This is a genomic window from Actinosynnema sp. NPDC004786 (assembly GCF_053601135.1).
In genome coordinates, this window is sequence record NZ_JBSGBG010000028.1 from 39,632 (window position 1) to 63,483 (window position 23,852).

A 23,852-nucleotide genomic window follows, 5' to 3' on the forward strand; every position below is an offset into this window, starting at 1 on the left:
GGGGTTCCGGGGCGGCCCCGCGCCGGTCGCGGGGCCGCCCGTCACGTGCGCGTCAGTACACGTAGCACTCCGTGCTGCTGCCCGTGAAACCCGCCGCGCGCACGTCGGCCGCGACCCGCGTGCCGGCGAACCGGCGCTCGACCTCGGCGCGCTCGGCCGCGTTCGGCAGGTCGTTGGTGCACGACACCGGGGCGCTGGAGCCCGACATCAGGTCGGAGCACAGGCCGGTGCGCCGGTCCGGCAGACCCAGGATGTGCCCGATCTCGTGCGTGGAGATCCGGGGCCGGTAGTAGCCCTGCTGCACGGCCTGCCGTCCCATGTAGACGGTGCCGTTGCCGAGCGACGTCACGTAGGCCCGGGGCCAGCCGTTGTCCGCCAGGATCCGGATGTTGACCCCCGAGGTGGAGGTGCGCCGGGCCAGCTTGACGTTGGACACCGAGTTGTTCCAGTTCGTCGCGGCGCGGTCCCAGTCCGCGGCGAACTCCTGGGCCTGGCTCACGTCGTAGTACAGGGTGCGCGCGAGGGCCTGCGGCTCCGCCGACGCGGCGGGCGCGGCCACCGCGACCAGCGGCAGCATCAGGCCCAGCACGCCGACCAGGACGCCGACGGCCTTTCGTACGAGCATGGTGGTCTCCTTGGGGTACAGGGAAGGGAACCGCGTGACAGGGGTGGTTCCCCGTCACCCAACGAACCAGCCGTGGCCGGTCGTCACCAGCGCCATACGTAGGGTTGTTCGGCGCGCCGCGCCGGTGCGCGATGACCCGAACAGCCGCTGCGGGCGGCAGGGGCGGCCAGTAGCCTCGGCGCACGATCCACCGCCGACCCCGCCCACGACGCGTCGGGGCACCGTCGACCGCGGCCCGGGACGTCGAGGGGCGACGAAGGGGAACACCATGCCCGTCGACGATCCCGCGAGACCGCGCGCGGTCCGCGGACGCCTGCTGAGAACCGTGGCGGCCACCGTGCTGGCGGCCGCCACCGCGTTCGGCGGCACACCCGCCCGGGCGCAGGACGCCCCCGCGACCCCACCGACCGAAACCGCCGCCGCCACACCGGAAACGCCGACCGAACCGCCCGCAGAACCGTCCACCGCACCGCCCGCCGAGCAGCCCGCCGCACCGCCCGCCGAGAACCCCGTCGAGAACCCCGCCGGGAACCCCGCCGAGCCCGGCGACACCGCGCAGACCCCGGCCCCGGCAGAGCCCGCCGCGCCCACGAGCCCTCCCGCCGCCGCACCCCCGGCCCGCGACGCCGTCGAGCACGTCGGTGACACAACGGCGGAGGCAGTCGACCGCGGCACCGCCACGGGCGTCCTGCTCCACTACTCGGAGGAGTACCCGGGACGACCGCTGGCCGGCGTCCGACTGCTCGCGCTCGACTCGCGGGGCAACGTGGTCGCCGAGTGGGTGTCGGGCTCGGACGGCGCGTGGCGGTTCGCCAACCTGCCGGTGGGCGAGTACGACGTGCTGGTGCCGGGCCCGTACCGCACCCGCGACGGCGGCGACCGCTTCCGCGTGCCGGTGGTCGCGGGCGCTCCGACGTCCTCGGTCCTCGCGGTGGTCGACGGACCGGTCGTGGAGCCGCCGGCGTTCGCGCCGGACGTGCGGGTGACCGCGTCGTTCGACCGGTCGTCCTACGACATCGAGGACCCGGTCACGGCCACCATCACGCTCGTCAACGCCGGCGCCGTCGCCGCGTACGCGCGGCTCGAATCGGAGTGGGTCGAGAACGGGTTCGCCTACGACCCCGCGCACTGGGGCGACCTGGGCGCGGGCCTCGGCGACTACCTCGAACCCGGCGAGGAGCGCACCGTCACCCTCGTCGGCAACGCGCGCTCGACGCGGGACGGGGTCGTGCGGATGAAGGGGCGGATCGCCGTCGTCAACGACGCCGACCCCACCGACAACGCGTTCGACCTCAGCGCCGCGGTGACCCACCGGACCGGGGACGTGGTCGCCGTCGTCTACGGCGACCGCGACGGCGACGGCGCGTTCGACGCCGGCGAGGCGCTGCCGAACGTGACGATCACGTTCGAGGGCGGCCTCCCGCCCCGGTCGGTCACCGGCGTGACCGGCCCCGACGGCACGTACCGGCTGGAGGACGCGCCCGCGGGCGTCTACGCGGTGCGGACCACCGACGAGCACACCGGGTGGGTCAGCCATGTCGCGACCGAACTGGTCGTGACCGGCGACCGGGAGACGACCGCGTACTTCCGCATGGAACGGCCGTTGTCGGACCGGCTGCACGCCTCCGCGGCGTTCGACCGGGAGACCTACGCCATGAACGACCCGGTGCGGATCACGATCACGCTGTCGAACTCGGGTGACGCGCCGGTCCTGGCCAAGGCGTTCTGCTACGGCGGGATTTCCCCGGCGATCCACAACGGGCCGGCCTGGGGGCCGCTCGCCGACGGCGGGCCCGGTGTCGAGGTCGCGCCGGGTGAGACCCGGGTGGTCACCGTCCACGATTCGGTGCCCCGACGGGCGGACGACAACGGCCTGTTCAGCGTCGGGTGCAGTTTCGGCCCGGAGTACCGGGTCGGCCTGCCGTCGGCCTTCGCGGTGGCGCGGGTGCCCGGTGTGACGTGGGTGGTGTTCGGTCGCGCGGTCACCGGCGGCGGGACCTGGCCGCCGGGTATCCCCGGCGTGGAGCTGGTGTTGCTCGACTGGATCACCGGGAAGCCGGTGGCGCGCACGGTCACCGGTCCCCGGGGCGACTACGTGTTCCGCGATCTCCCGGTCGGCCACTACACGCCGGTGCTGGTCGGTCCGTGGCGGTTCGAATCGGTCGGAGGCGGGATCCCGTACCTCCCGGTGCGGCGCGGCCACGCGCGCCCGCTGGACCTCTACTTCGTGCCCGGCCCCCAGGTGCCCGACCCGGAAGCGCCGCCGACCGGACCCGGCGACCCCGATCCCGGCCCGCCCGCCGGCGGTCCGTCCGGTGACGGCCCGACGGGCGGTGGCGCCGCCACCGGGTCCGACCGCCTGGCCGACACCGGCGCGGGCGTGGCCGGGCTCGGCCTGGCGGCCCTGCTGCTGCTGGCCGCCGGCGTCGGCGCGCGAACAGCGGGACGTCGCCGAACCGCGTGACCGAAGAGGCCCGGTGCCCGCCGGGCCTCTTTCGCGCCCACTCGAATAGTTGACTCTGACTATCCGGTGTTGGATAGTCAGGACTGACTAGGAGGTGGGCGTGGCGTCCAAGCGGAAGGTGGGCAACCTGCTCGGGTTGGCGGTGCTCGGCTACCTGGTGCGCGGACCGATGCACCCGTACGAGCTGAGCCGGCTCATGCGGGCGCACGGGGACGACCGCAGCATCAAGTTCACCCACGGCTCGCTCTACATGGTGTTCGGCCAGCTCGCGAAGGCCGGGTTCATCGTGGCGCACGAGACGTCCCGCGAAGGGCAGCGGCCGGAGCGGACGGTCTACGCGCTGACCGATGCCGGCCGCGCGGAGCTGCGGGACTGGATGCGCGAGCTGGTGGCCGAGCCGGCGCACGAGCACCCGCGGTTCGTCGCGGCGCTGTCGCTGATCGCGGCGCTGCACCCGGACGAGGTCGCCGCACTCCTGCGCGACCGGCTGGAGGGGTTGCGCCGGCAGGCGGCGGAGGCCGAGGCGATCATCGCCGGCGCCGACGCGCACCCGCTGTTCCTCGTGGAGGAGGAGTACCGGGTCGCCCTGCTGACCGCCGAAATGGCGTTCGTCCGGCACTTCCTGGCGCGGATCGAGGACTGGCGCCCGCTGTGGGCGGGCTTCCACGAGGGGGAGAGATGAAGGCGACCGTGATCGGCGGCGGCATCGGCGGGCCCGTCGCCGCGATGGCACTGCGCAAGGCCGGGATCGAGGTGAGCGTCCACGAGCGGTACGACCGCACGGCCGACGGTTCCGGCGGCGCGTTGAGCATCGCGCCCAACGGGCTGCAGGCGTTGGAGGTGCTGGGCCTGGCCGACGCCGTGCGCGAGGTCGGCACGCCGATGACCGCGATGGAGCTGCAGAGCTGGACCGGCCGCACGCTCGGCCGGTTCGGCGGCGAACCGCCCCAGCTGCTGGTGTGGCGCTCGGACCTGTACCGCGTGCTGCGCGACGAGGCCGCCCGGCGCGGCATCGCCGTCGAGCACGGCAAGGAGCTGGTCGACGCCGCGGACCGCGGCACCCACGTCACCGCGCGCTTCGCCGACGGCACGGAGGCGGCCTCGGACCTGCTGGTCGGCGCGGACGGCATCCGGTCGACCGTGCGCCGGATCATCGACCCGGCCGCGCCCGGACCGCGCTACGCCGGCCTGCTCGGCTTCGGCGCGCGGCTGGCGCGCACCGGCGAACCGCCGACCGGCGGCGCGATGCGGCTCGTGTCGGGCAAGCGCGCGTTCTTCGGCTACCAGGTGCACGCCGACGGCTCCGGCGGCTGGTTCGCGAACCTGCCCCGCAAGACCCCGCTGACCACGGCCGAGGCGCGGGCCACGGACCCGGGGCGGTGGCTGGAGGTGCTGGGCGAGGCGTTCGCCGCCGACCGCACCCCGGCCGCGCGGCTGGTCGCCGCCACCGACCCGGCCGACCTCGTGGTCACCGGCGCGCTGGAGGACGTGCCGCGCGTGCCGCGGTGGAGCCGGGGCAGGATGGTGCTGGTCGGCGACGCCGCGCACGCCACGTCGCCGAGTTCGGGCCAGGGCGCGTCGCTGGCGTTCGAGAGCGCCGTCCAGCTGGCCCGCTGCCTGCGCGACCTGCCGCACGAGGAGGCGTTCCGGGCCTACGAGCGGCTGCGCCGGGACCGGGTCGAGCGGATCATCGCCCAGGCCGCGCGGACGAACCGGGACAAGGCCGCCGGCCCGGTCGGCCGCCTGGTCCGCGACGCCCTGCTGCCGCTGGTGTTCCGGTTCGCCGACCCGGCGAAGTTCACCTGGCAGTTCGACCACCGGATCGAGTGGGACGACACCCTGAGCCACGCGTAGCCCTTGTTGCCGAGGGCGGCGTGTCGGCGGCCGAGCCACGCCTGGCGCAACAGCCCCGGGATCACCGGCGGCCGCCGTCCGGGGTCACCACGGCGCCGTTCGTGACAGCCGCTCAGGAGAACCGGCTCAGCAGCAGGTCCAGGCGGGCCCGGCGGTGGTCGGGGCGCAGGCGGTGGCCGTGGTCGAGGGTGGCCTGGCCGTGCAGCGCGCCCCAGAGCACCTCGACGAGCGTCTCCACGTCGTCGTCCCCGGCGACCGGCGTCACGACGGCCACGAACTCGCCGAACGCCTCCCGCAGCTCGGGCGGCGTCTCGGCGGTGCCGAACGAGAGGTCGACCTCCCGCACGAACATGGCGTCGTACAGGGCGGGCCGGGTCGCGGCGAAGTCGAGGTACGCCTCCGCCGCCGCCCGCAGCGACGCCGCCGGCGTGCCGCCCGAGGCCCGCGCGGCGCGCATCCGTTCGGTCAGGTCGCGGAAGCCCTGCACGGCCACGGCCCGCACGATCGCATCCTTGCCCTTGAAGTGGCTGTAGAGGACCGGCTGGCTGTACTCGACCCGGTCGGCGAGGCGGCGGGTGGTGACCGCGTCCCACCCCTCCGCCTCGGCCAGCTCGCGGGCCGCGTCGACGATCAGCCGGTGGCGTTCGGCGCGTTCGCGTTCGCGGCGCTCCTGGATGGACACGCACCGATTCTAGCAGTGCTAGACATTCGAGCGCGATTGAAGATAGTGTCGCTCTCGTACCTAGCACTGCTAGCACCTGGAGTCGGGTCATGACCCACCACCGGATCAACACGGTCCTCGCCGCGCTCGTCGTCCTCGCGGGCTTCTCCTTCGGCCTCGGCTTCCTCCTCGACCCGCAGGGCTCGGCGGCGGGCTTCGGCATCGACCCGTGGCCGGAGGGCAACGGGTACTTCGTGGTCAAGGGCGTCCGCGACCTCGCCTACGGGCTGACCGCGCTCGTCCTGCTGCTGCTGAAGCAGCGCCGCGCCCTGGGCTGGGTGGTGCTGGCCGACGCGGTCATCCCCGTCGGCGACTGCGTCGCGGTGGTCACCAACGGCGGCACGGTGGCCTACGCGCTGGCCGTGCACGGCTCGGCGGCCGTGCTGGTGCTCCTCACCGCCGCGTCGCTGCTGTGGGAGACCCGGAAGCGGTGAGCAGGAACGCGGGGGACCACCAGTAGTCGTGCAGCCGGGTGACCCGCACGTCGGTGAACCCGGCCCGCTCGACCTGCTCGGCCCACCGCGCCGCGGGCTGCTCCCACGTCGCCCGGGTCGCGCCCGGCACGAGCTGCCCGGTCAGCACCGGCATCAGGAACCCCCGCGCCACCAGGTCGCGGTCGGCGTCGTACTCGGCCAGCCCGCGCTCGTAGGCGTCGGCCAGGAACCGGCGGTGGTCGGGGCCGGCGTGCGGCAGGTCCGGCACGTCGAACTCGACCACGGCCAGCACGCCGACGTGCCCGACCAGGTCGGCCAGCACCCGGTCGCGCACCCCGTGCGGCAGCGCGTGCAGCGCGAACGTCGACTGGGCCAGGTCGTAGACCGCGTCGGGGGCCAGCCCGGCGGCGAACGGCTCCACCCGGGTGTGCCGGGCGTCCACGTCGAACCCGGCCAACGCCCGCACCGCCGCGGCCAGCAACGCCGCCGACGGCTCGACCAGCGTCACCGACGCCGGCGCGTGCGGCGAGGCCGGCGCGGGCCGCAGCGCCCGCCCGTCGCCGCAGCCCACGTCCAGCAGGCTCGACGGCGCGACCTCGGCGTAGAGCCGGCCCAGCGCCGCGGTCACCGCCCGGTACAGCCCCACGTTGCCGCCGCCGTCGATGAACGCCCCGAACGCGTCGGGCCGGTCGTACACCGACCCCTCCCGCACCGCCGCCAGGTGCTCGGCCAGCGCCGCGGCCAGCGGCGTGCCCCGGCCGCGGACCGCGTCCCGCGCCCGGTCGAGGTCGCCCTCGGCCAGGGCCTCCAACGCGATGTCGATCTCGTCGCCCGTCACGGTGCGAGCATGCCAAAGACCGGGGCCGGGCTACCCGCGGCCGGGTGCGGGGCTGCGCATGACGATCAGGTCGCCGTGGCCGCCGTACCCCAGCACGTCCTCGGCGTACTGCGTGCCGTCGAACGTGATCAGCCACCACTCGCGGCCGACCGGCAGCAGCATCGGGTGCGGGATGTTCGTGCCGAACGGCGCGTCCAGCGTCCCCAGCTCGCGCATCGCCCGGTCGTACACCGGGTAGCGCCGGGCGTCGCCGTCGCCGGCGAAGACGTACCACTCGCGGCCGACCCGCTGGATGATCGTGCCCTCGGTCTGGTCCACCGAGGTGTCCGCGCCGACCAGCCGCGTCGCGGTGTAGTCCGCGCCGGGGGCGGCGACGGCGAGCGCCGGGTGGAACACGAACGCGGGCTGCTGCGCCTCGCTCTCCACGAACGCCAGGTGCCAGCGGTTGTCGATCCTGGTCAGGGCGGGGTCCCACGAGCTGACCGCGGTCGGCAGCGGCAGCCGTTCGCTGCGCAGGACGTGCACGCCGCTGAGCACGTTCGCGGTCGTCGTGAGGTGGCGGATGTGCACGCCGCGGAACGCGAAGTCGCCCCACGAGCTCATCAGCACGATGAACCGGCCGGTCCGGTCGTCGTAGACGATCTGGCCGGCGTGGTCGCCGAGCACGACGCCGTCGCGCTCGAAGAACAGGACCGCGACCTGCTCCAGCCGGGACGGGTCGGCCAGGTCGATCGTCCACACCGCCCAGTGCGCCTGCTGGAAGAAGCCCAGCCCGGCGTTGGTCATGGTGAGGTAGAGCTTGCCGGAGCGGATGAACGGCCGGCCGTCGGCGTGCTGCACGACGTGCGGGTCCCGCACCCCGGCCTGCCCGAAGTAGCCGGCCCGCACCCGGCCCAGCCGCACGTCGCCGCCACGCCCGCCGTAGGCGTACTCCAGCGAGCCCAGCACCGCGGGGACCCGCAGGTCGACCAGCGCCCGCACGCCGTCGCGCTCGGTCAGCACGGGCTGCCAGCCCGCGCCCGTGCCGGTGGTGTCGACCAGGACCGTGACCGCGTTCTCGTTGACCACCACGGCGAACCGGAACGCGCCGCCCACCCGCACGTCGGCGGACTTGACCACGGTCGTCGTGCCGCCCACCGTCACTTCGATCGCGGCCTTGCCGGCGACGGGGTCGAGCGTGCCGAGCACCGACGTGCCCTCGCCCGACAACCCGGCCACCACCACGCCCTCGGCGCGGCGCACCTCCACCAGCACCGACCCGAACGGCGCGCGGGGCCGCACCCCGGTGCCGACGATCGCGCCGGGGGCGGCCGGCGGCGGGGTGAGCGCGCTGTCGTACTGCACGAACCGCGGCGCGATCAGGTCGAACGGGCGGTACTTGTGCGACACCGCGAAGTGCAGGTCGAACGGAGTCGTGGACGGTTGACCCATCGCGGGCACGTTACCGAAGAGCGTGGCGAACGCACCGACCGCGCCCGCCGCCCCGGCGTGGCGCAGCAGCGCGCGTCGATCCATGTCCCGTGCCGCCATCGGACCTCCTCGGACTCCTGCCGGTACTTGTTAACCATGTGTTACAGGCAGGTGTGAGCAAGTGTCCAGAGGTGGTTCGGGTCAGGGCACGGTCAGCACGAGCTTCCCGCGCGCGTGGCCGGCGGCGCTCACCCGGTGCGCCTCGGCCGCGTCCACCAGCGGGAACGTGGCCGCCACGACGGTCGTCAACGCGCCCCGGGCGGCCATGTCCGCCAGTTCGGCGAGGCGTTCGGCCGACCGCCGCGCCGGGCCGCCGGTGAACACCACGCCCAGCTCGGCGGCGGCGCCGTCGGCGATGGTGACGATGCGGTCCGTGCCGCCGCGCAGCTCGATCGAGTCCGGCAACGCGCCCTTGCCCGCCACGTCGAACACCGCGTCCACCCCCTCGGGCGCCAACGCCCGCACCCGCTCCACCAGGCCCTCGCCGTACGTGGTGGGCGTGGCGCCGAGCGCGGCGACGTGCGCCTGGTTGTCCGGGCCCGCCGTGCCGATGACCCGCAGGCCCGCCGCCACGGCGAGCTGCACGGCGACCGTGCCCACGCCGCCGGCCGCGCCGTGCACCAGCAGCGTCTCGCCGGGGCGGACGCCGAGCAGGCCGAGCACGCGGTCGGTGGTCTCGGCCGCCACGGGCAGCGCGACGGCGTGCTCCCACGGCAGGCCCTCCGGCTTGCGCGCGACCGTGCTCGCCGGCGCGTACTCCGCGTACGCGCCGGTGTCGGACCAGCCGAACACCTCGTCGCCGACCGCCGGACCGGTGACGCCCGGCCCGACCGCGTCGACCACGCCCGCCACCTCGGAACCCAGCACGGTCGGCAGCGGCGTGCGGAAGACGGCCTCCATCGCGCCGGAGCGCACCTTCACGTCGAACGGGTTCACCCCGACGTCCCGCACCCGGACCCGGACCTGCCCGGGACCGGGCCCGGGCACGTCCACCTCGGCCGGGCGCAGCTCCTCCGGCCCGCCGAACCGGCTCAGCACAACGGCTTTCACGTTCTTCCCTCCGGAAACGCCCGGGGACGACCCGCCGCCCCGGCGGCCGAGTGTGGACCACCCGGCGCGCGGCGGCGCGCGGTGCGCCCCTCCCGGTGGTCGGAGGTCGTCCGGCGGCACGGCATCACCGCGCGGTCGTCGCGCCGGCGCCGCCCGACGAAGCCCGCGACCCGCTGCCCGGACGATCGACACGGCCGCCGTGTCGGTTAGCCTTACCTAAACTTCCGGGAGGTGCGGGTGTCGCGCGCAGCGGTGCGAGGGGTCGGCCTGCTGGTGTCGATCGGCGTGCTGGGCCTGGTCGTGCTGCTCAGCCTGTGGATCGGCACCAAGAGCATCCCGTTCGCCGACACCTTCGCCCTGCTGCTCCGCGACGACGGCACGGGCGACGCCGCGATCGTGCGCGACGTGCGCGTGCCGCGCGCCGTCCTGGGCCTGCTGGTCGGCGCGGCGCTGGGCCTGTCCGGCGCGGTGATGCAGGCGCTGACCCGCAACCCGCTCGCCGACCCCGGCCTGCTCGGCGTGAACATGGGCGCGGCCGCGGCGATCGTGTCCGCCATCGCGTTCTTCGGCATCACCAGCCCCGCCGGGTACGTGTGGTTCGCGCTGGCCGGCGCGGCGGGCACGGCGACCGTCGTCTACGTCCTCGGCGCGGCCGGTCGCGGCACGCCCACCCCGGACCGGCTGGTGCTCGGCGGCGCGGCGCTGACCGCCGTGCTGTACGCCTACGTCTCGGCGATCCTGCTGCTGTTCACGCACACGTTCGACTCGTTCCGGTTCTGGAACGTCGGCTCGCTCGCCGGCCGCGACTTCGAGCTGATCGGCCGGATCTCGCCGTTCGTGCTGCCGGGCGTCCTGATCGCGTTCCTGCTCGGCCGCAGCCTCAACGTGCTCGCGCTGGGCGACCACACCGGCCGGGCGCTGGGCGCGAACGTCACCCGCACCCGCGCGTTCGGGGTCCTGGCGGTCACGCTCATGGCGGGCGCCGCGACCGCCGCCGCCGGGCCCATCGCGTTCGTCGGCCTCACCGTGCCGCACGTGGCGCGCATGATCGGCGGCGGCGACCAGCGCTGGGTGCTGGCGTACTCCGCGGTGCTCTCGCCGATCCTGCTGCTGGGCTCGGACGTCGTCGGCCGCGTGGTCATCGCGCCACAGGAGATGGAGGTCGGGATCATCACCGCGTTCATCGGCGCGCCCGTGTTCATCGCGCTGTGCCGCCGGCGGAAGTTGGCCGCGCTGTGAGGACCATCCGCACGCCCGCCGTCTCCCTGCGGGTCAGCGAACGCGCCCTGGCCGTCGGCGCGGCCCTCGTCCTGGCGATCGTGGTCGCGGCCGTCGTCACCATGGTCACCGGCGACTTCCCGCTCACCGTGGGCGAGGTGCTGGCCACCGTCACCGGGCAGGGCGACGGCTACGCCGACTTCGTGGTGTTCACGCTTCGCCTGCCCCGGCTGATCACCGGGCTGCTGGTCGGCGCGGCGCTCGCGCTCAGCGGCGCGATCCTGCAGAGCCTGTCCCGCAACCCGTTGGCCAGCCCCGACATCATCGGCTTCACCCAGGGCGCGGCGACCGGCGCGATCGCGGTCATCGTGCTGGCGCAGGGCAGTATGGCGGCCACCGCGCTCGGCGCGACCGCGGGCGGCCTGCTCGCGTCCACCGCCGTGTACCTGCTCGCGCTCAAGCAGGGCGTGCAGGGGTTCCGGCTGGTGCTCGTCGGCATCGGCGTGAGCGCCATGGTGCTCTCGGTGAACTCCTACCTGATCACCCGGGCCACGCTGGAGAGCGCGGTGGCCGCGCAGACGTGGCTGGTCGGCGGTCTGAACAACCGGGGCTGGGACCAGGCGCAGGTGGTCGCGGTCGTGCTGGCCGCGCTGCTGCCGTGCGCGTGGGGGCTTGGACGCCGGTTGGCGTTGCTGGAGATGGGCGACAGCGCCGCGACGGGGCTCGGCGTGCCCGCCGAGCGCACCCGGTTGGCGCTGCTCGCGGTGAGCGTGGGCCTGGCCGCCGTGGCCACGGCCGCCGCCGGGCCGATCAGCTTCGTCGCGCTGGCCGCGCCGCAGCTCGCCCGGCGGCTCACCGGCGGGTCGGGTCCCGGCCTGGCCGCGTCGGCGCTGATGGGCGGCCTGCTGCTGGTCGTCGGCGACCTGGCGGTGCAACGGCTGTTCCCGACGAGCCAGCTGCCGGTCGGCATCGCGACCGGCGCGATCGGCGGGCTCTACCTGATGTGGTTGCTGGCCCACGAGTGGCGGAAGGGGAGCAGGACATGACGCTGCCGACGACCGGACGGCTGCGCGGCGCGGACCTGACGCTGTCCTACGACGAGCGCGTGGTGGCGTCCGGGCTGGACGTGGAGATCCCGGACGGCTCCTTCACCGTGATCGTGGGCCCGAACGCCTGCGGCAAGTCCACCGTGCTCAAGGCGTTGGCGCGCATGCTCAAGCCGCGCGCCGGCGCCGTCTACCTGGACGGCCAGGCGATCTCGACGTACCGCTCGAAGGAGGTCGCGCGCCGGCTCGGCCTGCTGCCGCAGTCGTCGATCGCGCCCGGCGGGATCACGGTCGGCGAGCTGGTCGCGCGGGGCCGCTACCCGCACCAGCGGCTGCTGCGCCAGTGGTCGGCCGAGGACGAGGCGGTGACCGCGGAGGCGATGCGGCTGACCGGCGTGCACGACCTGGCCGACCGGCTGGTGGACGAGCTGTCCGGCGGCCAGCGGCAGCGGGTGTGGCTCGCGATGGTGCTGGCGCAGCAGACGTCGATCCTGCTGCTGGACGAGCCGACCACGTTCCTCGACATCGCGCACCAGATCGAGGTGCTCGACCTGTGCGCCGCCCTGCACGAGGACGGCCGGCACACGCTCGTCGCCGTCCTGCACGACCTCAACCAGGCGTGCCGCTACGCCACCCACCTGATCGCCATGAAGCCGGGCGAGGGCGTGGTGGCGCAGGGCAGGCCGGTCGACATCGTCACGGCGGAGCTGGTGGAGGACGTGTTCGGCCTGCCGTGCCGGGTGATCGACGACCCGGAGACCGAGACGCCGCTGATCGTGCCGCTGCGCCGGCAGCGCGTCACCGCGTAGCGGTCGCCTCCGGCGCGGCGTAGGCGCCGGCGGCGATGTCGGCGAGCAGCGTCGGGCCGGTGGGCGTCCAGCGGAGCAGGTCCCGGGTGCGGGCGCTCGACGCCGGGGCGTCCATGCCGTAGAAGCGCGCGATCCAGCCGAAGTGCCGTTCGGCGTCCGCCGGGGGCACCGACGCGGTCGGCAGGCCCAGGTGGTCGCCGATCGCGGCGGCGATGTCGCGGGTGGGCACCCCCTCCTCGGCCACGACGTGCGGCCGCGACCCGGCCAGGGCCCGGTCCAGCGCGAGCCGGACGAGCCGGGCGGCGTCCGAGCGGTGCACGGCGGGCCAGCGGTTCGCGCCGTCGCCGAGGTAGCCCGCCACGCCGCGTTCGCGGGCGACGGCCGTGAGGGTCGAGACGAACCCGTGGTCGCCCGTGCCGTGCACGGACGGGGCGAAGCGCAGCGCCACCGCCCGGACGCCGCGGTCGGCGTAGGACAGGGCCAGGTTCTCGCTGCCGCCGCGCGGCGAGTCCGGGCCGTGGTGCGGCGACGGGTCGTCCTCCGTCACCGTCCGCCCGGCGACGATCGAGGCCAGTCCCGAGGCGAGCAGGAACGGCCGTCCGCTGCCCTCCAGCGCGTCCAGCATGTGCCGCACGGCGGTGTGCTCGGTGCGCCCCGCGCCCGCGTAGTCGGTGAAGTCGTGCTTGAAGGCGAGGTGGACGACGCCGTCCGCCGCCGCGGCGGCCGCGGCCAGGCCGTCCGGGTCGTCCAGGCCGCCGCGCAGGGCGGTGGCGCCCTTGGCCTCCAGGGCGGCGGCGGCCTCGTCGGAGCGGGCGAGGCCGACGACCTCGTGGGAGTGGGCGAGCAGCTCATCGGTGACGGCCGAGCCGATCCAGCCCGAGGCGCCGGTGACGAAGACGCGCATGACGCGAGGGTCCTTCCCAGGGGATGTCAGTGACTGACATCGACCGTAGCACGGGATGTCAGCGACTGTCATCACTACACTTCCGGCATGGGTCGCTGGGAGCCGGACGCCCGCGGGCGGATGACCCGCGCCGCGATGGACCTGTTCGCGGAGCGGGGCTTCGAGCAGACCACCGCGGGCGACATCGCCGAACGCGCCGGCGTGACCGAGCGGACGTTCTTCCGCCACTTCGCGGACAAGCGCGAGGTCCTCTTCGACGGCTCGAAGACCATGGAGCACGCGGCCGCCGAGGCGATCCTCGCCGCACCGCCCGACACCGGGCCGCTGGACGCCGCGCTGGCGGGCGTGCTCGCCGCCGGCGGTCTGCTGGCGGACCGCCGGGAGCACGCCGTGCGGCGGTCCCGGATCGTGGAGACCCACGCGGCCCTGCGGGAGCGGGAACTGCTCAAGCTCGCGGCGCTGGCGGACGCGGCGGCCGGCGCGCTGCGCGCCAGGGGTGTCGCCGACGCGACGGCGGCCCTGGCCGGCCACAGCGCCGTGACCGTCTTCCAGGTCGCGTTCGCGCGCTGGGTGGCGGACGGGGACGCGACGGACCTGGCCGCCCTGATCGTCGAGACCGCGGCGGCGCTGCGCGCCCTCTAGGCGCGGGCCACTCCGGGGATCGGCGGTCGGGCGCGGCCGGACCCGTCGGCTCGCGCGGCCGGCGATTCGGCGGTCGGCCGGTCGTTCCGGCCGGGTTCGTCCACGGGCACGGCCCAGCCGTCCCGGCCGGGTTCGTCCACCGGCGCGGCCCAGCCGTCCCGGCCGGGGGGTTGGCGGTCGGGCGCGCGTCGGACCTGCCACCGCGCGCGACGGCCCGTCTCCCCGGCCCGTGCCCGGTCACGGCGTTGCCGTCCGGCGCGCCCCCCGCTGCCCCGGCTCGTCCGATGTCCCGCGCCGGACCATTCCACGCCCGGGGGCGATGCCCGGTGAAACGCGCGCGGAATCGTGCTAGAAATGAAGGTTGATTTCGCCGGCAAATGATGGGGCGACGACAATGTCAGTATATCACAGGGGGCAAGCGTGAACACCGGGGAATTGGCCGCCGAACGGGCGCGGATCGCGTTCCTGCACGACCGGTTGGCGGTGGAGCGGGCCGCCGCGCGGGCCGCGCTCGACGCCGCGCTGAAGGACGGCGAGGAGCGCCGCTGGCACCGGGAGGTCGCCGTCCGCACACTGTCGGGGCAGGTCAGCCGCCTGGAAGCGGCGGACGGGAACCTCTGCTTCGGCCGCATCGACACCGCCGACGAGCGGGTGTACGTCGGCCGGGTCGGGCTGTTCGACCCGGACCGCGACTACGAGCCGCTGCTGACCGACTGGCGCGCGCCGGCCGCCCGCCCCTTTTACACCGCGACCGCCGCCAACCCCGAGGGGGTGACGTTGCGCCGCCATTTCCGGACCAGGGGCCGGCACCTGGAGAGCTTCCACGACGACGAGTTGCAGCTCACCTCGAAAGCGCTCCTCGACGCGCTGGACGCGCCCCGTTCGGCGGCGATGCGCGACATCGTGGCCACGATCCAGGCCGAGCAGGACGAGGTGATCCGGCTCCCGCACCGGGGCGTGCTGGTGATCGAGGGCGGTCCGGGCACCGGCAAGACCGCGGTGGCCCTGCACCGCGTCGCCTACCTGCTCTACACGCAGCGCGAGCGCCTGTCCCGCCAGGGCGTGCTCGTGGTCGGCCCGAACCCGGGTTTCCTGCGCTACATCGGCGAGGTGCTGCCGTCCCTGGGGGAGACCGACGTCGTGTTCGCCACGCCCGGCGAGCTGTTCCCCGGCGTCCGCACCGACCGCGAGGACCCGCCCCCCGTGCAGGCCCTCAAGGGGTCGCGGTCGGCCGTGGACCTGGTGGCGGCGGCCGTCGCCGACCGGCAGGAGCTGCCCGCCGAGCCGATCCCGATCGAGCTGGAGGACGTCACCGTGCCGCTGACCGCCGGCATCGCCGACCGGGCCCGGCGACGGGCGCGCGAGGCGGGGCTGCCGCACAACGCGGCCCGGCCCGTGTTCCACCGGGCGCTGGTGGACGCGCTGGTCGAGCCCGCCCTGGACCTCATCGGCGTGGACTGGCCGGAACTGGCCGCCGACGTGCGCCGCGAGCTGACCGGTCACCCGGACGTGCGGCGGGCGGTCGACGCGCTGTGGCCCGCCCTGACCCCGCAGACCCTCCTGGCGGACTTCTACGCGGGCCGCTGCCGCGCGCTCGGGCACCCGGAGCTGTGCCGCGACGAACCGGACGCGTGGACGGTCTCCGACGTGCCGCTGCTGGACGAGGCCGCCGAACTGCTCGGCTCCGACGGCGCGGCCGAACGGCGGGCGGCCGCCGCGCGCCGGGAGGCCGTCGAGTACGCGCAGGGCGTCCTGCACGTCATCGACACCGACCCGGAGATGCACGAGGAGGAGCTGCGCGGGGTGGACCTGGTCGACGCCGAGTGGCTGGCCGACCGCCACACCGCGCCCGACCACCGGGTGCTCGCCGAGCGCGCCGCCGCCGACCGCGAGTGGACCTACGGCCACATCGTGGTGGACGAGGCGCAGGAGCTGTCGGAGATGGACTGGCGGCTGCTGGCCCGGCGCGGCCCGAACCGGTCCATGACGATCGTCGGCGACCTGGCCCAGCGCCAGGCCGAGGCCGGCGCCCGCGACTGGCGGCGGGTGCTCGCGCCGCTCGTCGGCGACCGCTGGGAGTACCGCCGGCTCACGGTCAACTACCGCACGCCCGCCGAGATCATGGCCTACGCCGCCGCCGCGCTCGCCGAGGTGGACCCGACCGCCGTGCCGCCGACGCCGGTCCGGCACGGCGAACCGCCCCTGGAGGTCGCCGGCGTCGACGCGGAGTCGTTCCGCCCGGCCGCCGGCACGTTCGCCGTCATCGGCCCCACCGGCCCGCTCACGCCCCGCGCGGCCAAGGGCCTGGAGTTCGACGTGGTCGTCGTGGTCGACCCGGAGCGGATGACGCCCGCCGAGCGGTACGTCGCCCTGACCCGCGCCACCCGGCGACTGATCGTCCTGCGCACCTGGAACGCACCGCGCCTGTAGCGGACCGCGCCTGAAAAGCACCGTGCCGGGGACGGACCGCGCCTGAAACGCACCGTGCCGGGGACGCGGCGGTCCGCGTCCCCGGCACGAGTCGGGTGGGTCAGGCGGCGCTCACGGCCGCCGCGTCGTCGGGCTGCGCCTCGGGCACCTTGGCCGGCGGCACGTGCCGCAGCAGGGTGAGCGCGAGCAGACCCGCCCCGGCCACCAGCACCGCCGCCACGATGCCGGCGACGTTGAGGCCGCTGGTGAACGACTCCCGCGCCGTGGCGATCAACGACTCCGCCGCGGCGCCGGACATGTCCGCGGCCTCGTTCAGCGCGCCCGACAGCGAGTCCGCCGCCTGGGCGGGCAGCCCGGACGGGATCGTGGCGTGGTAGACGGCCGTGCCGATGCTGCCCATCACCGCGATGCCGAGCGAGACGCCCAGGTCGATGGACGTCGAGCTGACCGCCGACGCCGCCCCCTGCTTCTCCGGCGGCGTGGCCGACATCACCAGGTCGGTGGTCAACGCCATCGTCGGCGCGATGCCCGGGTACAGCAGGTAGAACCCGGTGATCAGCATCGGCAGCCCGGCCACGCTCTCGACCTGGGTCAGCACGATGTAGCCGGCCAGCGAGAACAACGCGCCGACCGCCACCACGTACGCCGGCCGCACCTTGCGCGCCACGATCGGCGAGATCGTGGACACCACCACCAGCATCAGCGCCGCGGGCAGGATCCACAGGCCGGCCGCCAGCGGCGACAACCCGGCCACCTGCTGGAGGTACTGGGTGAACAGCAGGTAGATGCCGCCGAGCGCGATGGCCGACAGCAGCCACACGCCCAGCGCGCCGCTGAACGAGCGGTTGCGGAACAGCCGCATGTCCAGCAGCGGCGTGTCCAGGCTGAGCTGCCGGCGGACGAAGATGACGCCGAAGACGATGCCGACGATCGTCGTCACCACCGCGGGCACGGTCAGGCCCGACTTGGCGTAGTCCTTGACGCCGTACACGAACGGCACCAGCGCGAGCATGGACAGCAGCACGCTGAGCATGTCGGGCATCCGCTGCCCGGACGCGTTCGGGGCCTTGTACTCCGGCACCAGCAGCGGCGCCAGGATGATGACCAGCGCCATGACCGGCACGCCGATCAGCAGCGCCGCGCCCCACCAGAACGCCTCCAGCAGCAGACCGCCGAGCAGCGGGCCGACCGCGACGCCGACCGACACCGAGGCGGCCCACATGCCGACCGCCGTGGCCCGCTGCCGCGGGTCGCGGAACATGTTGGGCACGAGCGACAACGTCGACGGCATCACGGCCGCCGCGCCGACGCCCATGAACGCCCGCGCGGCGATCAGCAGCCCGATGTTCGGCGCGAACGCCGCGATCACCGAGCCGATGCCGAACAGGACCGCGCCGAGCAGCAGGATCTTCCGGCGGCCGACCCGGTCGCCGATGGTGCCCATGGCCACCAGGAGCCCGGCCATGGCGAACCCGTACACGTCGTTGACCCACAGGAGCTGGTCACTGCTCGGGCGCAGGTCGGCAGCGATGTGCGGAGTCGCCAGGAACAGCACGGTCTGGGCCACGAACAGCAGAGCGGTCGGCAGCAGCAGGACTATGAGTCCGAGCCATTCCCTGGTCCCGGCCCGGTCACCGACTTCGACAGACATGGTGTTTCTTTCCCCTTGCTCGAACCGCGCGGGCGGCAGCCGCTCGGGCGTGACCGCTCTGGCGGTGATCCGCCCATTCGGAATCCCACGGTGTCGGGAGCCGCTCCAGGAACGGTCCAGATCGACTTCGGGTCGCTTTCGGGTACGGTTTGACCGTGCGTTTCGGGGTGCTGGGGCCGCTCATGGCGTGGACGTCCGACGACCGCCCCGTCCGCGTTCCCGAGCTCAAGGTCAGGTCGCTGCTCGCGCAGCTGGCCGTCGACGCGGGCCGGGTGGTGCCCGCCGACCGGCTGATCGACCGCCTGTGGGACGGCCGGCTGCCCGCGAACCCCTCCGGCGCGTTGCAGACCCGGGTGTCCCAGCTCCGCGCCGCGCTGGACGAGGCCGAGCCCGGCGCGCGGCGGCTCGTCGTCTCCCGCCCGCCCGGCTACGTGCTCGACGTGCCGCCGGACGCGGTGGACGCCGGGCGGTTCGAGGCGCTGCTGGCGCAGGCCGCCGCGGCCGGCGACCCGCGGACCCGGGTGGCCGTGCTGGAGGACGCCCTGGCGCTGTGGCGCGGCCCGGTGCTCGCCGACTTCGCCGACGAGGAGTTCGCCCGGGAGGTCACGGCCCGGCTGGTCGAGCTGCGCCTCACCGCGTGGGAGCAGCGGGCCGAGGCCCGGCTGGAGTTCGGCGAGCCGGGCGTGCTGGCCGACGAGCTGGGCGACCTGGTGGCCCGCCACCCGCTGCGCGAACGCCTCCGCGCCGCCCACCTGCGCGCCCTCTACCAGGCGGGGCGGCAGGGCGAGGCGCTGGCGGGCTACCGCGACCTGCGGGCCCGGCTGGTCGCGGAGCTGGGTGTCGAACCGGGGCCGCGGCTGGTCGCGCTGCACCGGGCGATGCTGGAGCAGGACCCGTCGCTCGCCGGCGCGGTGGAGCCGCCCACGAACCTGCCGCACCTGCTCGGCGACCTGGTCGGCCGGGACGCCGACGTGGACGAGGTGCGGCGGCTGCTCGCGGCGGACCGGCTCGTCACCCTCACCGGTCCGGGCGGGGTGGGCAAGACCCGGCTGGCGCTGGCCGTGGCCCGGCAGCTCGTCGGCGGGTTCCGGGACGGCACGTGGCTGGTCGAGCTGGCCGCGTTACCCGCGGGCGCGTCGCCGGACGAGGTGGCCGCGCTGGTCGCGGCGAGCGTCGGCATCCGCGACGGCGTGGTCACGGACCTGGCGGGCCGGCTCGCCGAGGCGTTGCGCGCCAAGCGGATGCTGCTCGTGCTCGACAACTGCGAACACCTCGCGCCCGCCGCGGCCGAGCTGGCCGCCGGGCTGCTGCGCGCCGCGCCCGACCTGCGGGTGCTGGCCACCAGCCAACGCCCGCTGGGCGTCGCCGGCGAGCTGCTGTGGGCGGTGCCCACCCTGGCCCAGCCCAGCGCCGTCGAGCTGTTCGTGGCCCGCGCGGCGGCCGGCACGCCGGGCTTCGCCCTCGACGCGGACAACGCCGACGCCGTCGCGGCCCTCTGCCGCCGGCTCGACGGCATCCCGCTGGCCCTGGAACTCGCCGCGACCCGGGTCCGCGCGTGGGGCGTGCACGAGGTCCTGGCCCGGCTGGACGACCGGTTCCGCGTGCTCACCGCCGGGCACAGCGGCGCGCCCGCCCGGCAGCGGACCCTGCGGGCGGTGCTCGACTGGAGCTGGGAGCTGCTCACCGACGCCGAGCGGACCGTGCTGCGCCGGCTGTCCGTGCACGTGGACGGGTGGACGTTGAGCGCGGCCGAGGACGTGGCCGGCGGCGACGACCTCGACGTGCCGGACGTGCTGGCCCGGCTCGTCGACCGCTCGCTGGTCACCGTCACCCCCACCGACCCGCCCCGGTACCGGCTGCTGGAGTCGGTCGCCGAGTACTCCTCGGCGAAGCTGCGCGAGGCGGGCGAGGTCGCCGTGATCGGGCTGCGGCACCGGGAGCACTACGCGCGGCTGGCCGCGACCGCCGACCCGCACCTGCGCGGACCGGGGCAGCGGCGGTGGCTGCGCCTGCTCGACGCCGAGGCCGCCAACCTGCGGGCCGCGATCGACCACGCCGTCCACCACGGCGAGGCGTTGCCGCTGGTCGAGTCGCTGGCCTGGTACTGGGTGCTGCGCGGCCGGCTCGGCGAGGGGCGGCGGGCGCTGACCGCGGCGCTGGCCGGCGGCGGCCCGGCGGACGTCGCGGGCACGGTCCGGGTGTGGCAGACCGCGTTCAACCTGCTCATGGGCGTCGCCTCGCGGGTCGCGCCGCCGCCCGCGACCCGGCCCACCGACCCGGCCGCCGCGGTCCGGCGGGCGCGGGCCGAGTGGTTCCTCGGGTTCATCGGCCTGGGCATCGGCGAGCTGAGCATCGGCCACGACCTCGTCGCCGGGGCGCTGGCCGTGTTCGAGGACCACGGCGACCGGTGGGGCGAGGCCGCCGCCCACGGCACGCTCACCCGCTACGCGCTGGCGCGCAGCGACCTGGACGCGATGGCCCGGCACGGCGAGGTCGGCATGGCCCTGTTCACCGAGGTGGGCGACCGGTGGGGGCAGCTGCACGTGACGTTCGGCCTGGGCACGCACGCCGAGGTCGTCGGCGACTACGAGCGCGCCGCCGAACTGCACCGCGACGGCCTGCGGATCGCCGAGGAGCTGGGCCTGAGCACCGAGGTGTCCGACAAGCTGTCCTCCCTCGGCCGGATCGCGCTGCTCACCGGCGACCACGAGCAGGCCGACGAGCTGCACGAGTGCGCCCGCGCGCAGGCCGTCGCGCAGGGCTACACGATCGGCGAGGAGTTCGCCGAGCTGGGCCTGGCGCTGGGCGCGCGGCGGCAGGGGCGGTTCGACGAGGCCGAGGCGCTGCTGCGCAAGTGGCTGGTGCACGACCAGCGGCTGGAGTCCCACATCGCGGTCGCGCTCATCATCGCCGAGCTGGGGTTCATCGCCGAGCTGCGCGGCGACGCCGAGGCCGCCTGCGCCCTGCACCGCGAAGGGCTGGCGACGGCGCGCAAGGCGGGCGACCCGCGCGCGGTGGCGCTGGCGTTCGAAGGGCTCTCCGGGTCGCACGCCCTGTGCGGCGACCACGAGCAGGCGGCCCGGCTGCTCGGCGCGGCCGCCGCCCTGCGGGAACGGGCCGGCGCGCCGCTGCCGGCCGGCGAGCGCGGCGACGTGGACCGGATCACCACCGCCATCCGCGCCGCCCTGGGCGACGACGCGTTCACCGCGTCCTTCGAACGGGGCCGCCTGCACGGCGCGTCGGAATTCGACCCCACCGCCGCCTGACCGTCCCGCCCCACCGCCGCCGCGCACGCTGTCCCGGCCCGCCGCCCACAGCTCCGCCCTCGTCCTCGCCGGCCCCTTACGCCGCCGCGTTCGCCGTCATGCGGCCCTCCACGGCCCGCCCTACGGTGAATCGCATGGATGATCGGTGGCACTACCTGGCGGTGCTCATCGCCTGCCTGCTGCTGACCGCGCCGCTGGAGCGCCTGGGCGCGGGCGTGTACCGGCGGCTCGACGCGGTGGCCCGGACGCTGCTGCCCGTGGTCGCGGTGTTCGGCGCGTGGGACCTCGTGGCCATCGCGCGCGGCCACTGGACGTTCAGCGCGAAGTTCACCCTGGGGCTGGTGCTGCCGGGCGGGATGCCGGTGGAGGAGCTGCTGTTCTTCCTGGTGATCCCGCTGTGCGCGCTGCTGACCTACGAGGCGGTGCGGGTCGTCTCGGCGCCACGACCGGAGGACGCGCGGTGGGTCCGGAGTACCTGATCGCGGCCGTGGCGTCGGTGGTGCTGACGGTCGTCGCCGAATTGCTCGTGCTGCGCACCGGCCTGTTCCGCCGCCGGGCCTACTGGCTCACCATGGCCGTCCTGTTCGCCTTCCAGGTGCCGGTCGACGGGTGGCTGACCAAGCTGAGCGACCCGATCGTCCTCTACGCCCCGGCCGCCATCAGCGGCCTGCGCGTCCCCTGGGACATCCCGGTCGAGGACTACCTGTTCGGCTTCTCCCTGCTCACCACGACCCTGCTGCTCTGGGAACGCCACCGCCGCGCCGACCGCCCGACCTGACCGCCCGCGGGCCGGCTCACGTCGGCGTGGGCGGCTCCGGCGTGGGCGGCACGGGCGGCTCGGTGCCCGGACTGGGCTCCGCCGGGGGCTGGGGCACGGGCTCGGGCACCGGCACGGGCCGCGGCTCGGGCGGCTGGGGCTGGACCATGGCGACCTCCTTCCCCACCCGACTACCCACCTTCCCCCGCCCCCACTCCCGCGTGTCCTACGTTCAGAACGCGCGTGTCCTACGTTCAGAACGCGTGAGTCCTACGTCCAGGACCCCTGAATTCAACGCTCAGGACGCGGTCGTCGGGTCCATCGCGTCACGCGGGGCGGGGGAGAGGTTCGGCAGGACCTGGTCGCCGAACAGCCGGATCGTGTCCAGCACGGCCTGGTGCGGCAGCCCGCCGATGTCGACCATCACGAGCTGCGCGTCCAGGCACAGCAGCTCGGTCAGCCGGTTCAGCCGCTCGGTCACCTCCGCCGGGTCGCCGCACACCGCCGCGCCCTCCATCAACGCGTCGACGTCCACCGCGCCGTCACCCCGCCACGGGTCGGCGAACTCGGCGTACGCGGTCAGGTGCGGTCGCCACGTGGCCCGCGCCTCGGCCGCCGTCGGCGCCACGAACACGTGGCTCGGCAACGCCACCCGCCCGCCCCCGCCCATCGCCTCCCGGTAACGCCGCACCACCGACCGGTGCGTGCTCGGGTCGCGCAACGTGCTGGGCAGCATCAACGGCAGCCCCAGCTCCACCGCCAGGTCCGCCGACACCGCCGACGCGCTGCCGATCCACACCGACGGCCTCGGCTGCTGCACGGGCCGCGGCCGGGTCGTCACGTCCACCAGCGGGCTGCGGTACCTGCCCTCCCACGTGACGTGCCGCTCCTCCAGCAGCCGCAGCAGCAGCCGCAGGTTCTCGTCGAACCGCGCCCGCAGGTCGTCCTGCACGCCGAACGCCACGTCGGTGCGCTGCGACACGCCCCGTGCCACGATCAGCTCCGCCCGCCCGCGCGACAGCACGTCCAGCGTGGCCAGGTTCTCCGCCACCCGCACCGGGTCGTGGTGCGCCAGCAGCGTCACGCCGGTGGACAGCCGCAACCTCGACGTGCGCTCCGCGATCGTGGCCAGCAGCAGCTCCGGCGCGGACACGATGTACCGGGTGAAGTGGTGCTCGCCGATCGCCACCCCGGCGAACCCCGCCTCCTCGGCCACGACGGCCTGCTCGACGATCGCCCGCAACCGGTCGCACTCGGTCACCGCCCGACCGGTGCGCGGGTTGGGCAGGTGATCGCCCAGGATCAGCAGATACACGTCCATCCGACAATCTTGCCCCGTGCGACTACGGTGGCAGCGTCAAGCCCCAGGTCCGACGTCAGGAGCGTGCCCGTGACCGCAGTGTCCGTGACCGACAACCCCGACCAGTCCCGCTACGAGGTCCGCCTGGACGGCGAGCTGGGCGGCTTCGCCGAGTACACCTCGGCGGACGGCGTGGTGACGTTCACCCACACCGAGGTGGCCATCGAGGGCAAAGGGCTGGGCAGCACCCTCGTCCGGTACGCGCTGGAGGACGTCCGCGCCCGCGGCCTCGCCGTGGTGCCGCAGTGCCCGTTCGTGCGCGGCTACCTGGAGAAGCACCCCGAACTCGCCGAGGTTACCGACAAGTAGTATC

22 protein-coding genes are annotated in these 23,852 nt (G+C 74.9%); 13 read left to right on the plus strand and 9 right to left on the minus strand.

Going from position 1 to position 23,852, the window contains the following annotated elements:
* Positions 1–52: 52 nt before the first annotated feature.
* Positions 53–625 (minus strand): snapalysin family zinc-dependent metalloprotease, encoded by a 573-nt coding sequence (locus ACWEFJ_RS23885; protein WP_378095352.1) that lies wholly within the window; start codon positions 623–625, stop codon positions 53–55.
* A gap of 268 nt (positions 626–893) precedes the next feature.
* On the opposite strand from ACWEFJ_RS23885, the gene ACWEFJ_RS23890 reads away from it, so the two are divergent.
* The 3 genes from ACWEFJ_RS23890 (at position 894) to ACWEFJ_RS23900 (ending at position 4,943) form a co-directional block, all read left to right on the plus strand.
* Entirely contained in the window at positions 894–3,089 is a 2,196-nt protein-coding gene (locus ACWEFJ_RS23890) for a hypothetical protein (RefSeq protein WP_449715091.1), read from the plus strand.
* A gap of 100 nt (positions 3,090–3,189) precedes the next feature.
* A complete protein-coding gene (locus ACWEFJ_RS23895) occupies positions 3,190–3,771 on the plus strand; it encodes a PadR family transcriptional regulator (protein ID WP_378095357.1) in 582 nt (193 codons plus the stop codon).
* Positions 3,768–4,943: an FAD-dependent oxidoreductase gene (locus tag ACWEFJ_RS23900; RefSeq protein WP_449715092.1), complete on the plus strand. Its 1,176-nt coding sequence runs from the start codon at positions 3,768–3,770 to the stop codon at positions 4,941–4,943. The genes ACWEFJ_RS23895 and ACWEFJ_RS23900 overlap by 4 nt, the downstream gene beginning before the upstream one ends.
* Before the next feature lie 112 nt (positions 4,944–5,055).
* On the opposite strand, the gene ACWEFJ_RS23905 is transcribed toward ACWEFJ_RS23900, so the two are convergent.
* Entirely contained in the window at positions 5,056–5,625 is a 570-nt protein-coding gene (locus tag ACWEFJ_RS23905; RefSeq protein WP_449715093.1) for a TetR/AcrR family transcriptional regulator, read from the minus strand.
* 89 nt (positions 5,626–5,714) lie between these two features.
* On the opposite strand from ACWEFJ_RS23905, the gene ACWEFJ_RS23910 reads away from it, so the two are divergent.
* On the plus strand, positions 5,715–6,098 hold the full coding sequence (locus ACWEFJ_RS23910) for a DUF4267 domain-containing protein (RefSeq protein ID WP_449715094.1): 384 nt from the start codon (positions 5,715–5,717) through the stop codon (positions 6,096–6,098).
* On the opposite strand, the gene ACWEFJ_RS23915 is transcribed toward ACWEFJ_RS23910, so the two are convergent.
* The 3 genes from ACWEFJ_RS23915 to ACWEFJ_RS23925 all read right to left on the minus strand — a co-directional run bounded on the left by ACWEFJ_RS23915 (position 6,058) and on the right by ACWEFJ_RS23925 (position 9,456).
* Positions 6,058–6,936: a methyltransferase domain-containing protein gene (locus tag ACWEFJ_RS23915; RefSeq protein WP_449715095.1), complete on the minus strand. Its 879-nt coding sequence runs from the start codon at positions 6,934–6,936 to the stop codon at positions 6,058–6,060. The two genes, ACWEFJ_RS23910 and ACWEFJ_RS23915, sit on opposite strands and share 41 nt — an antisense overlap.
* A gap of 30 nt (positions 6,937–6,966) precedes the next feature.
* Complete coding sequence (locus ACWEFJ_RS23920) at positions 6,967–8,466, minus strand: hypothetical protein (protein ID WP_449715096.1); 1,500 nt, start codon at positions 8,464–8,466, stop codon at positions 6,967–6,969.
* 81 nt (positions 8,467–8,547) lie between these two features.
* On the minus strand, positions 8,548–9,456 hold the full coding sequence (locus ACWEFJ_RS23925; protein WP_449715097.1) for an NADP-dependent oxidoreductase: 909 nt from the start codon (positions 9,454–9,456) through the stop codon (positions 8,548–8,550).
* A 237-nt stretch (positions 9,457–9,693) separates the two neighbouring features.
* On the opposite strand from ACWEFJ_RS23925, the gene ACWEFJ_RS23930 reads away from it, so the two are divergent.
* The 3 genes from ACWEFJ_RS23930 to ACWEFJ_RS23940 are packed head-to-tail and all read left to right on the plus strand — an operon-like array spanning position 9,694 to position 12,529.
* Positions 9,694–10,695 (plus strand): FecCD family ABC transporter permease, encoded by a 1,002-nt coding sequence (locus ACWEFJ_RS23930; protein WP_449715098.1) that lies wholly within the window; start codon positions 9,694–9,696, stop codon positions 10,693–10,695.
* On the plus strand, positions 10,692–11,720 hold the full coding sequence (locus ACWEFJ_RS23935; RefSeq protein ID WP_449715099.1) for a FecCD family ABC transporter permease: 1,029 nt from the start codon (positions 10,692–10,694) through the stop codon (positions 11,718–11,720). The genes ACWEFJ_RS23930 and ACWEFJ_RS23935 overlap by 4 nt, the downstream gene beginning before the upstream one ends.
* Positions 11,717–12,529: an ABC transporter ATP-binding protein gene (locus tag ACWEFJ_RS23940; RefSeq protein WP_449715100.1), complete on the plus strand. Its 813-nt coding sequence runs from the start codon at positions 11,717–11,719 to the stop codon at positions 12,527–12,529. Before ACWEFJ_RS23935 ends, ACWEFJ_RS23940 begins: the two co-directional genes overlap by 4 nt.
* On the opposite strand, the gene ACWEFJ_RS23945 is transcribed toward ACWEFJ_RS23940, so the two are convergent.
* Positions 12,519–13,433 (minus strand): SDR family oxidoreductase, encoded by a 915-nt coding sequence (locus ACWEFJ_RS23945; RefSeq protein ID WP_449715101.1) that lies wholly within the window; start codon positions 13,431–13,433, stop codon positions 12,519–12,521. The genes ACWEFJ_RS23940 and ACWEFJ_RS23945 overlap by 11 nt on opposite strands.
* Positions 13,434–13,520: 87 nt before the next feature.
* Here ACWEFJ_RS23945 and ACWEFJ_RS23950 point away from each other — a divergent pair, with 87 nt between their 5' ends.
* Both ACWEFJ_RS23950 and ACWEFJ_RS23955 read left to right on the plus strand, forming a co-directional pair.
* A complete protein-coding gene (locus tag ACWEFJ_RS23950; RefSeq protein WP_378095379.1) occupies positions 13,521–14,075 on the plus strand; it encodes a TetR/AcrR family transcriptional regulator in 555 nt (184 codons plus the stop codon).
* Between the two features lie 420 nt (positions 14,076–14,495).
* Positions 14,496–16,505, plus strand: coding sequence for a UvrD-helicase domain-containing protein (locus ACWEFJ_RS23955; protein WP_449715102.1), 2,010 nt, complete (start codon positions 14,496–14,498; stop codon positions 16,503–16,505).
* Positions 16,506–16,605: 100 nt separating this feature from the next.
* Here the strand turns inward: ACWEFJ_RS23955 and ACWEFJ_RS23960 are convergent, their stop codons facing one another.
* A complete protein-coding gene (locus ACWEFJ_RS23960; protein WP_378096565.1) occupies positions 16,606–18,156 on the minus strand; it encodes an MFS transporter in 1,551 nt (516 codons plus the stop codon).
* Positions 18,157–18,311: 155 nt separating this feature from the next.
* Here ACWEFJ_RS23960 and ACWEFJ_RS23965 point away from each other — a divergent pair, with 155 nt between their 5' ends.
* From ACWEFJ_RS23965 to ACWEFJ_RS23975, 3 genes are all read left to right on the plus strand, one after another.
* The gene (locus ACWEFJ_RS23965) at positions 18,312–21,422 is read left to right on the plus strand and encodes a BTAD domain-containing putative transcriptional regulator (RefSeq protein WP_378096568.1); all 3,111 of its coding nucleotides are present in this window, start codon (positions 18,312–18,314) and stop codon (positions 21,420–21,422) included.
* Positions 21,423–21,556: 134 nt separating this feature from the next.
* Positions 21,557–21,901: a lycopene cyclase domain-containing protein gene (locus tag ACWEFJ_RS23970; RefSeq protein ID WP_449715103.1), complete on the plus strand. Its 345-nt coding sequence runs from the start codon at positions 21,557–21,559 to the stop codon at positions 21,899–21,901.
* The gene (locus tag ACWEFJ_RS23975) at positions 21,883–22,200 is read left to right on the plus strand and encodes a lycopene cyclase domain-containing protein (RefSeq protein ID WP_449715104.1); all 318 of its coding nucleotides are present in this window, start codon (positions 21,883–21,885) and stop codon (positions 22,198–22,200) included. The genes ACWEFJ_RS23970 and ACWEFJ_RS23975 overlap by 19 nt, the downstream gene beginning before the upstream one ends.
* A 16-nt stretch (positions 22,201–22,216) precedes the next feature.
* On the opposite strand, the gene ACWEFJ_RS23980 is transcribed toward ACWEFJ_RS23975, so the two are convergent.
* Together ACWEFJ_RS23980 and ACWEFJ_RS23985 are read right to left on the minus strand one after the other, a co-directional pair.
* A complete protein-coding gene (locus tag ACWEFJ_RS23980; protein ID WP_378096576.1) occupies positions 22,217–22,348 on the minus strand; it encodes a hypothetical protein in 132 nt (43 codons plus the stop codon).
* A gap of 129 nt (positions 22,349–22,477) precedes the next feature.
* A complete protein-coding gene (locus ACWEFJ_RS23985) occupies positions 22,478–23,500 on the minus strand; it encodes an LLM class flavin-dependent oxidoreductase (protein ID WP_378096579.1) in 1,023 nt (340 codons plus the stop codon).
* 69 nt (positions 23,501–23,569) lie between these two features.
* Here ACWEFJ_RS23985 and ACWEFJ_RS23990 point away from each other — a divergent pair, with 69 nt between their 5' ends.
* Complete coding sequence (locus ACWEFJ_RS23990; protein WP_449715105.1) at positions 23,570–23,848, plus strand: GNAT family N-acetyltransferase; 279 nt, start codon at positions 23,570–23,572, stop codon at positions 23,846–23,848.
* The last annotated feature ends 4 nt before the right edge of the window (positions 23,849–23,852 follow it).

What these genes read in the sequence shown, in the direction of transcription:
- ACWEFJ_RS23885 (WP_378095352.1), bottom strand. Translation starts at nt 625, where the DNA reads ATGCTCGTACGAAAGGCCGTCGGCGTCCTGGTCGGCGTGCTGGGCCTG.
- ACWEFJ_RS23890 (WP_449715091.1), top strand. Translation starts at nt 894, where the DNA reads ATGCCCGTCGACGATCCCGCGAGACCGCGCGCGGTCCGCGGACGCCTG.
- ACWEFJ_RS23900 (WP_449715092.1), top strand. Translation starts at nt 3,768, where the DNA reads ATGAAGGCGACCGTGATCGGCGGCGGCATCGGCGGGCCCGTCGCCGCG.
- ACWEFJ_RS23910 (WP_449715094.1), top strand. Translation starts at nt 5,715, where the DNA reads ATGACCCACCACCGGATCAACACGGTCCTCGCCGCGCTCGTCGTCCTC.
- ACWEFJ_RS23920 (WP_449715096.1), bottom strand. Translation starts at nt 8,466, where the DNA reads ATGGCGGCACGGGACATGGATCGACGCGCGCTGCTGCGCCACGCCGGG.
- ACWEFJ_RS23940 (WP_449715100.1), top strand. Translation starts at nt 11,717, where the DNA reads ATGACGCTGCCGACGACCGGACGGCTGCGCGGCGCGGACCTGACGCTG.
- ACWEFJ_RS23945 (WP_449715101.1), bottom strand. Translation starts at nt 13,433, where the DNA reads ATGCGCGTCTTCGTCACCGGCGCCTCGGGCTGGATCGGCTCGGCCGTC.
- ACWEFJ_RS23950 (WP_378095379.1), top strand. Translation starts at nt 13,521, where the DNA reads ATGGGTCGCTGGGAGCCGGACGCCCGCGGGCGGATGACCCGCGCCGCG.
- ACWEFJ_RS23960 (WP_378096565.1), bottom strand. Translation starts at nt 18,156, where the DNA reads ATGTCTGTCGAAGTCGGTGACCGGGCCGGGACCAGGGAATGGCTCGGA.
- ACWEFJ_RS23970 (WP_449715103.1), top strand. Translation starts at nt 21,557, where the DNA reads ATGGATGATCGGTGGCACTACCTGGCGGTGCTCATCGCCTGCCTGCTG.
- ACWEFJ_RS23980 (WP_378096576.1), bottom strand. Translation starts at nt 22,348, where the DNA reads ATGGTCCAGCCCCAGCCGCCCGAGCCGCGGCCCGTGCCGGTGCCCGAG.
- ACWEFJ_RS23985 (WP_378096579.1), bottom strand. Translation starts at nt 23,500, where the DNA reads ATGGACGTGTATCTGCTGATCCTGGGCGATCACCTGCCCAACCCGCGC.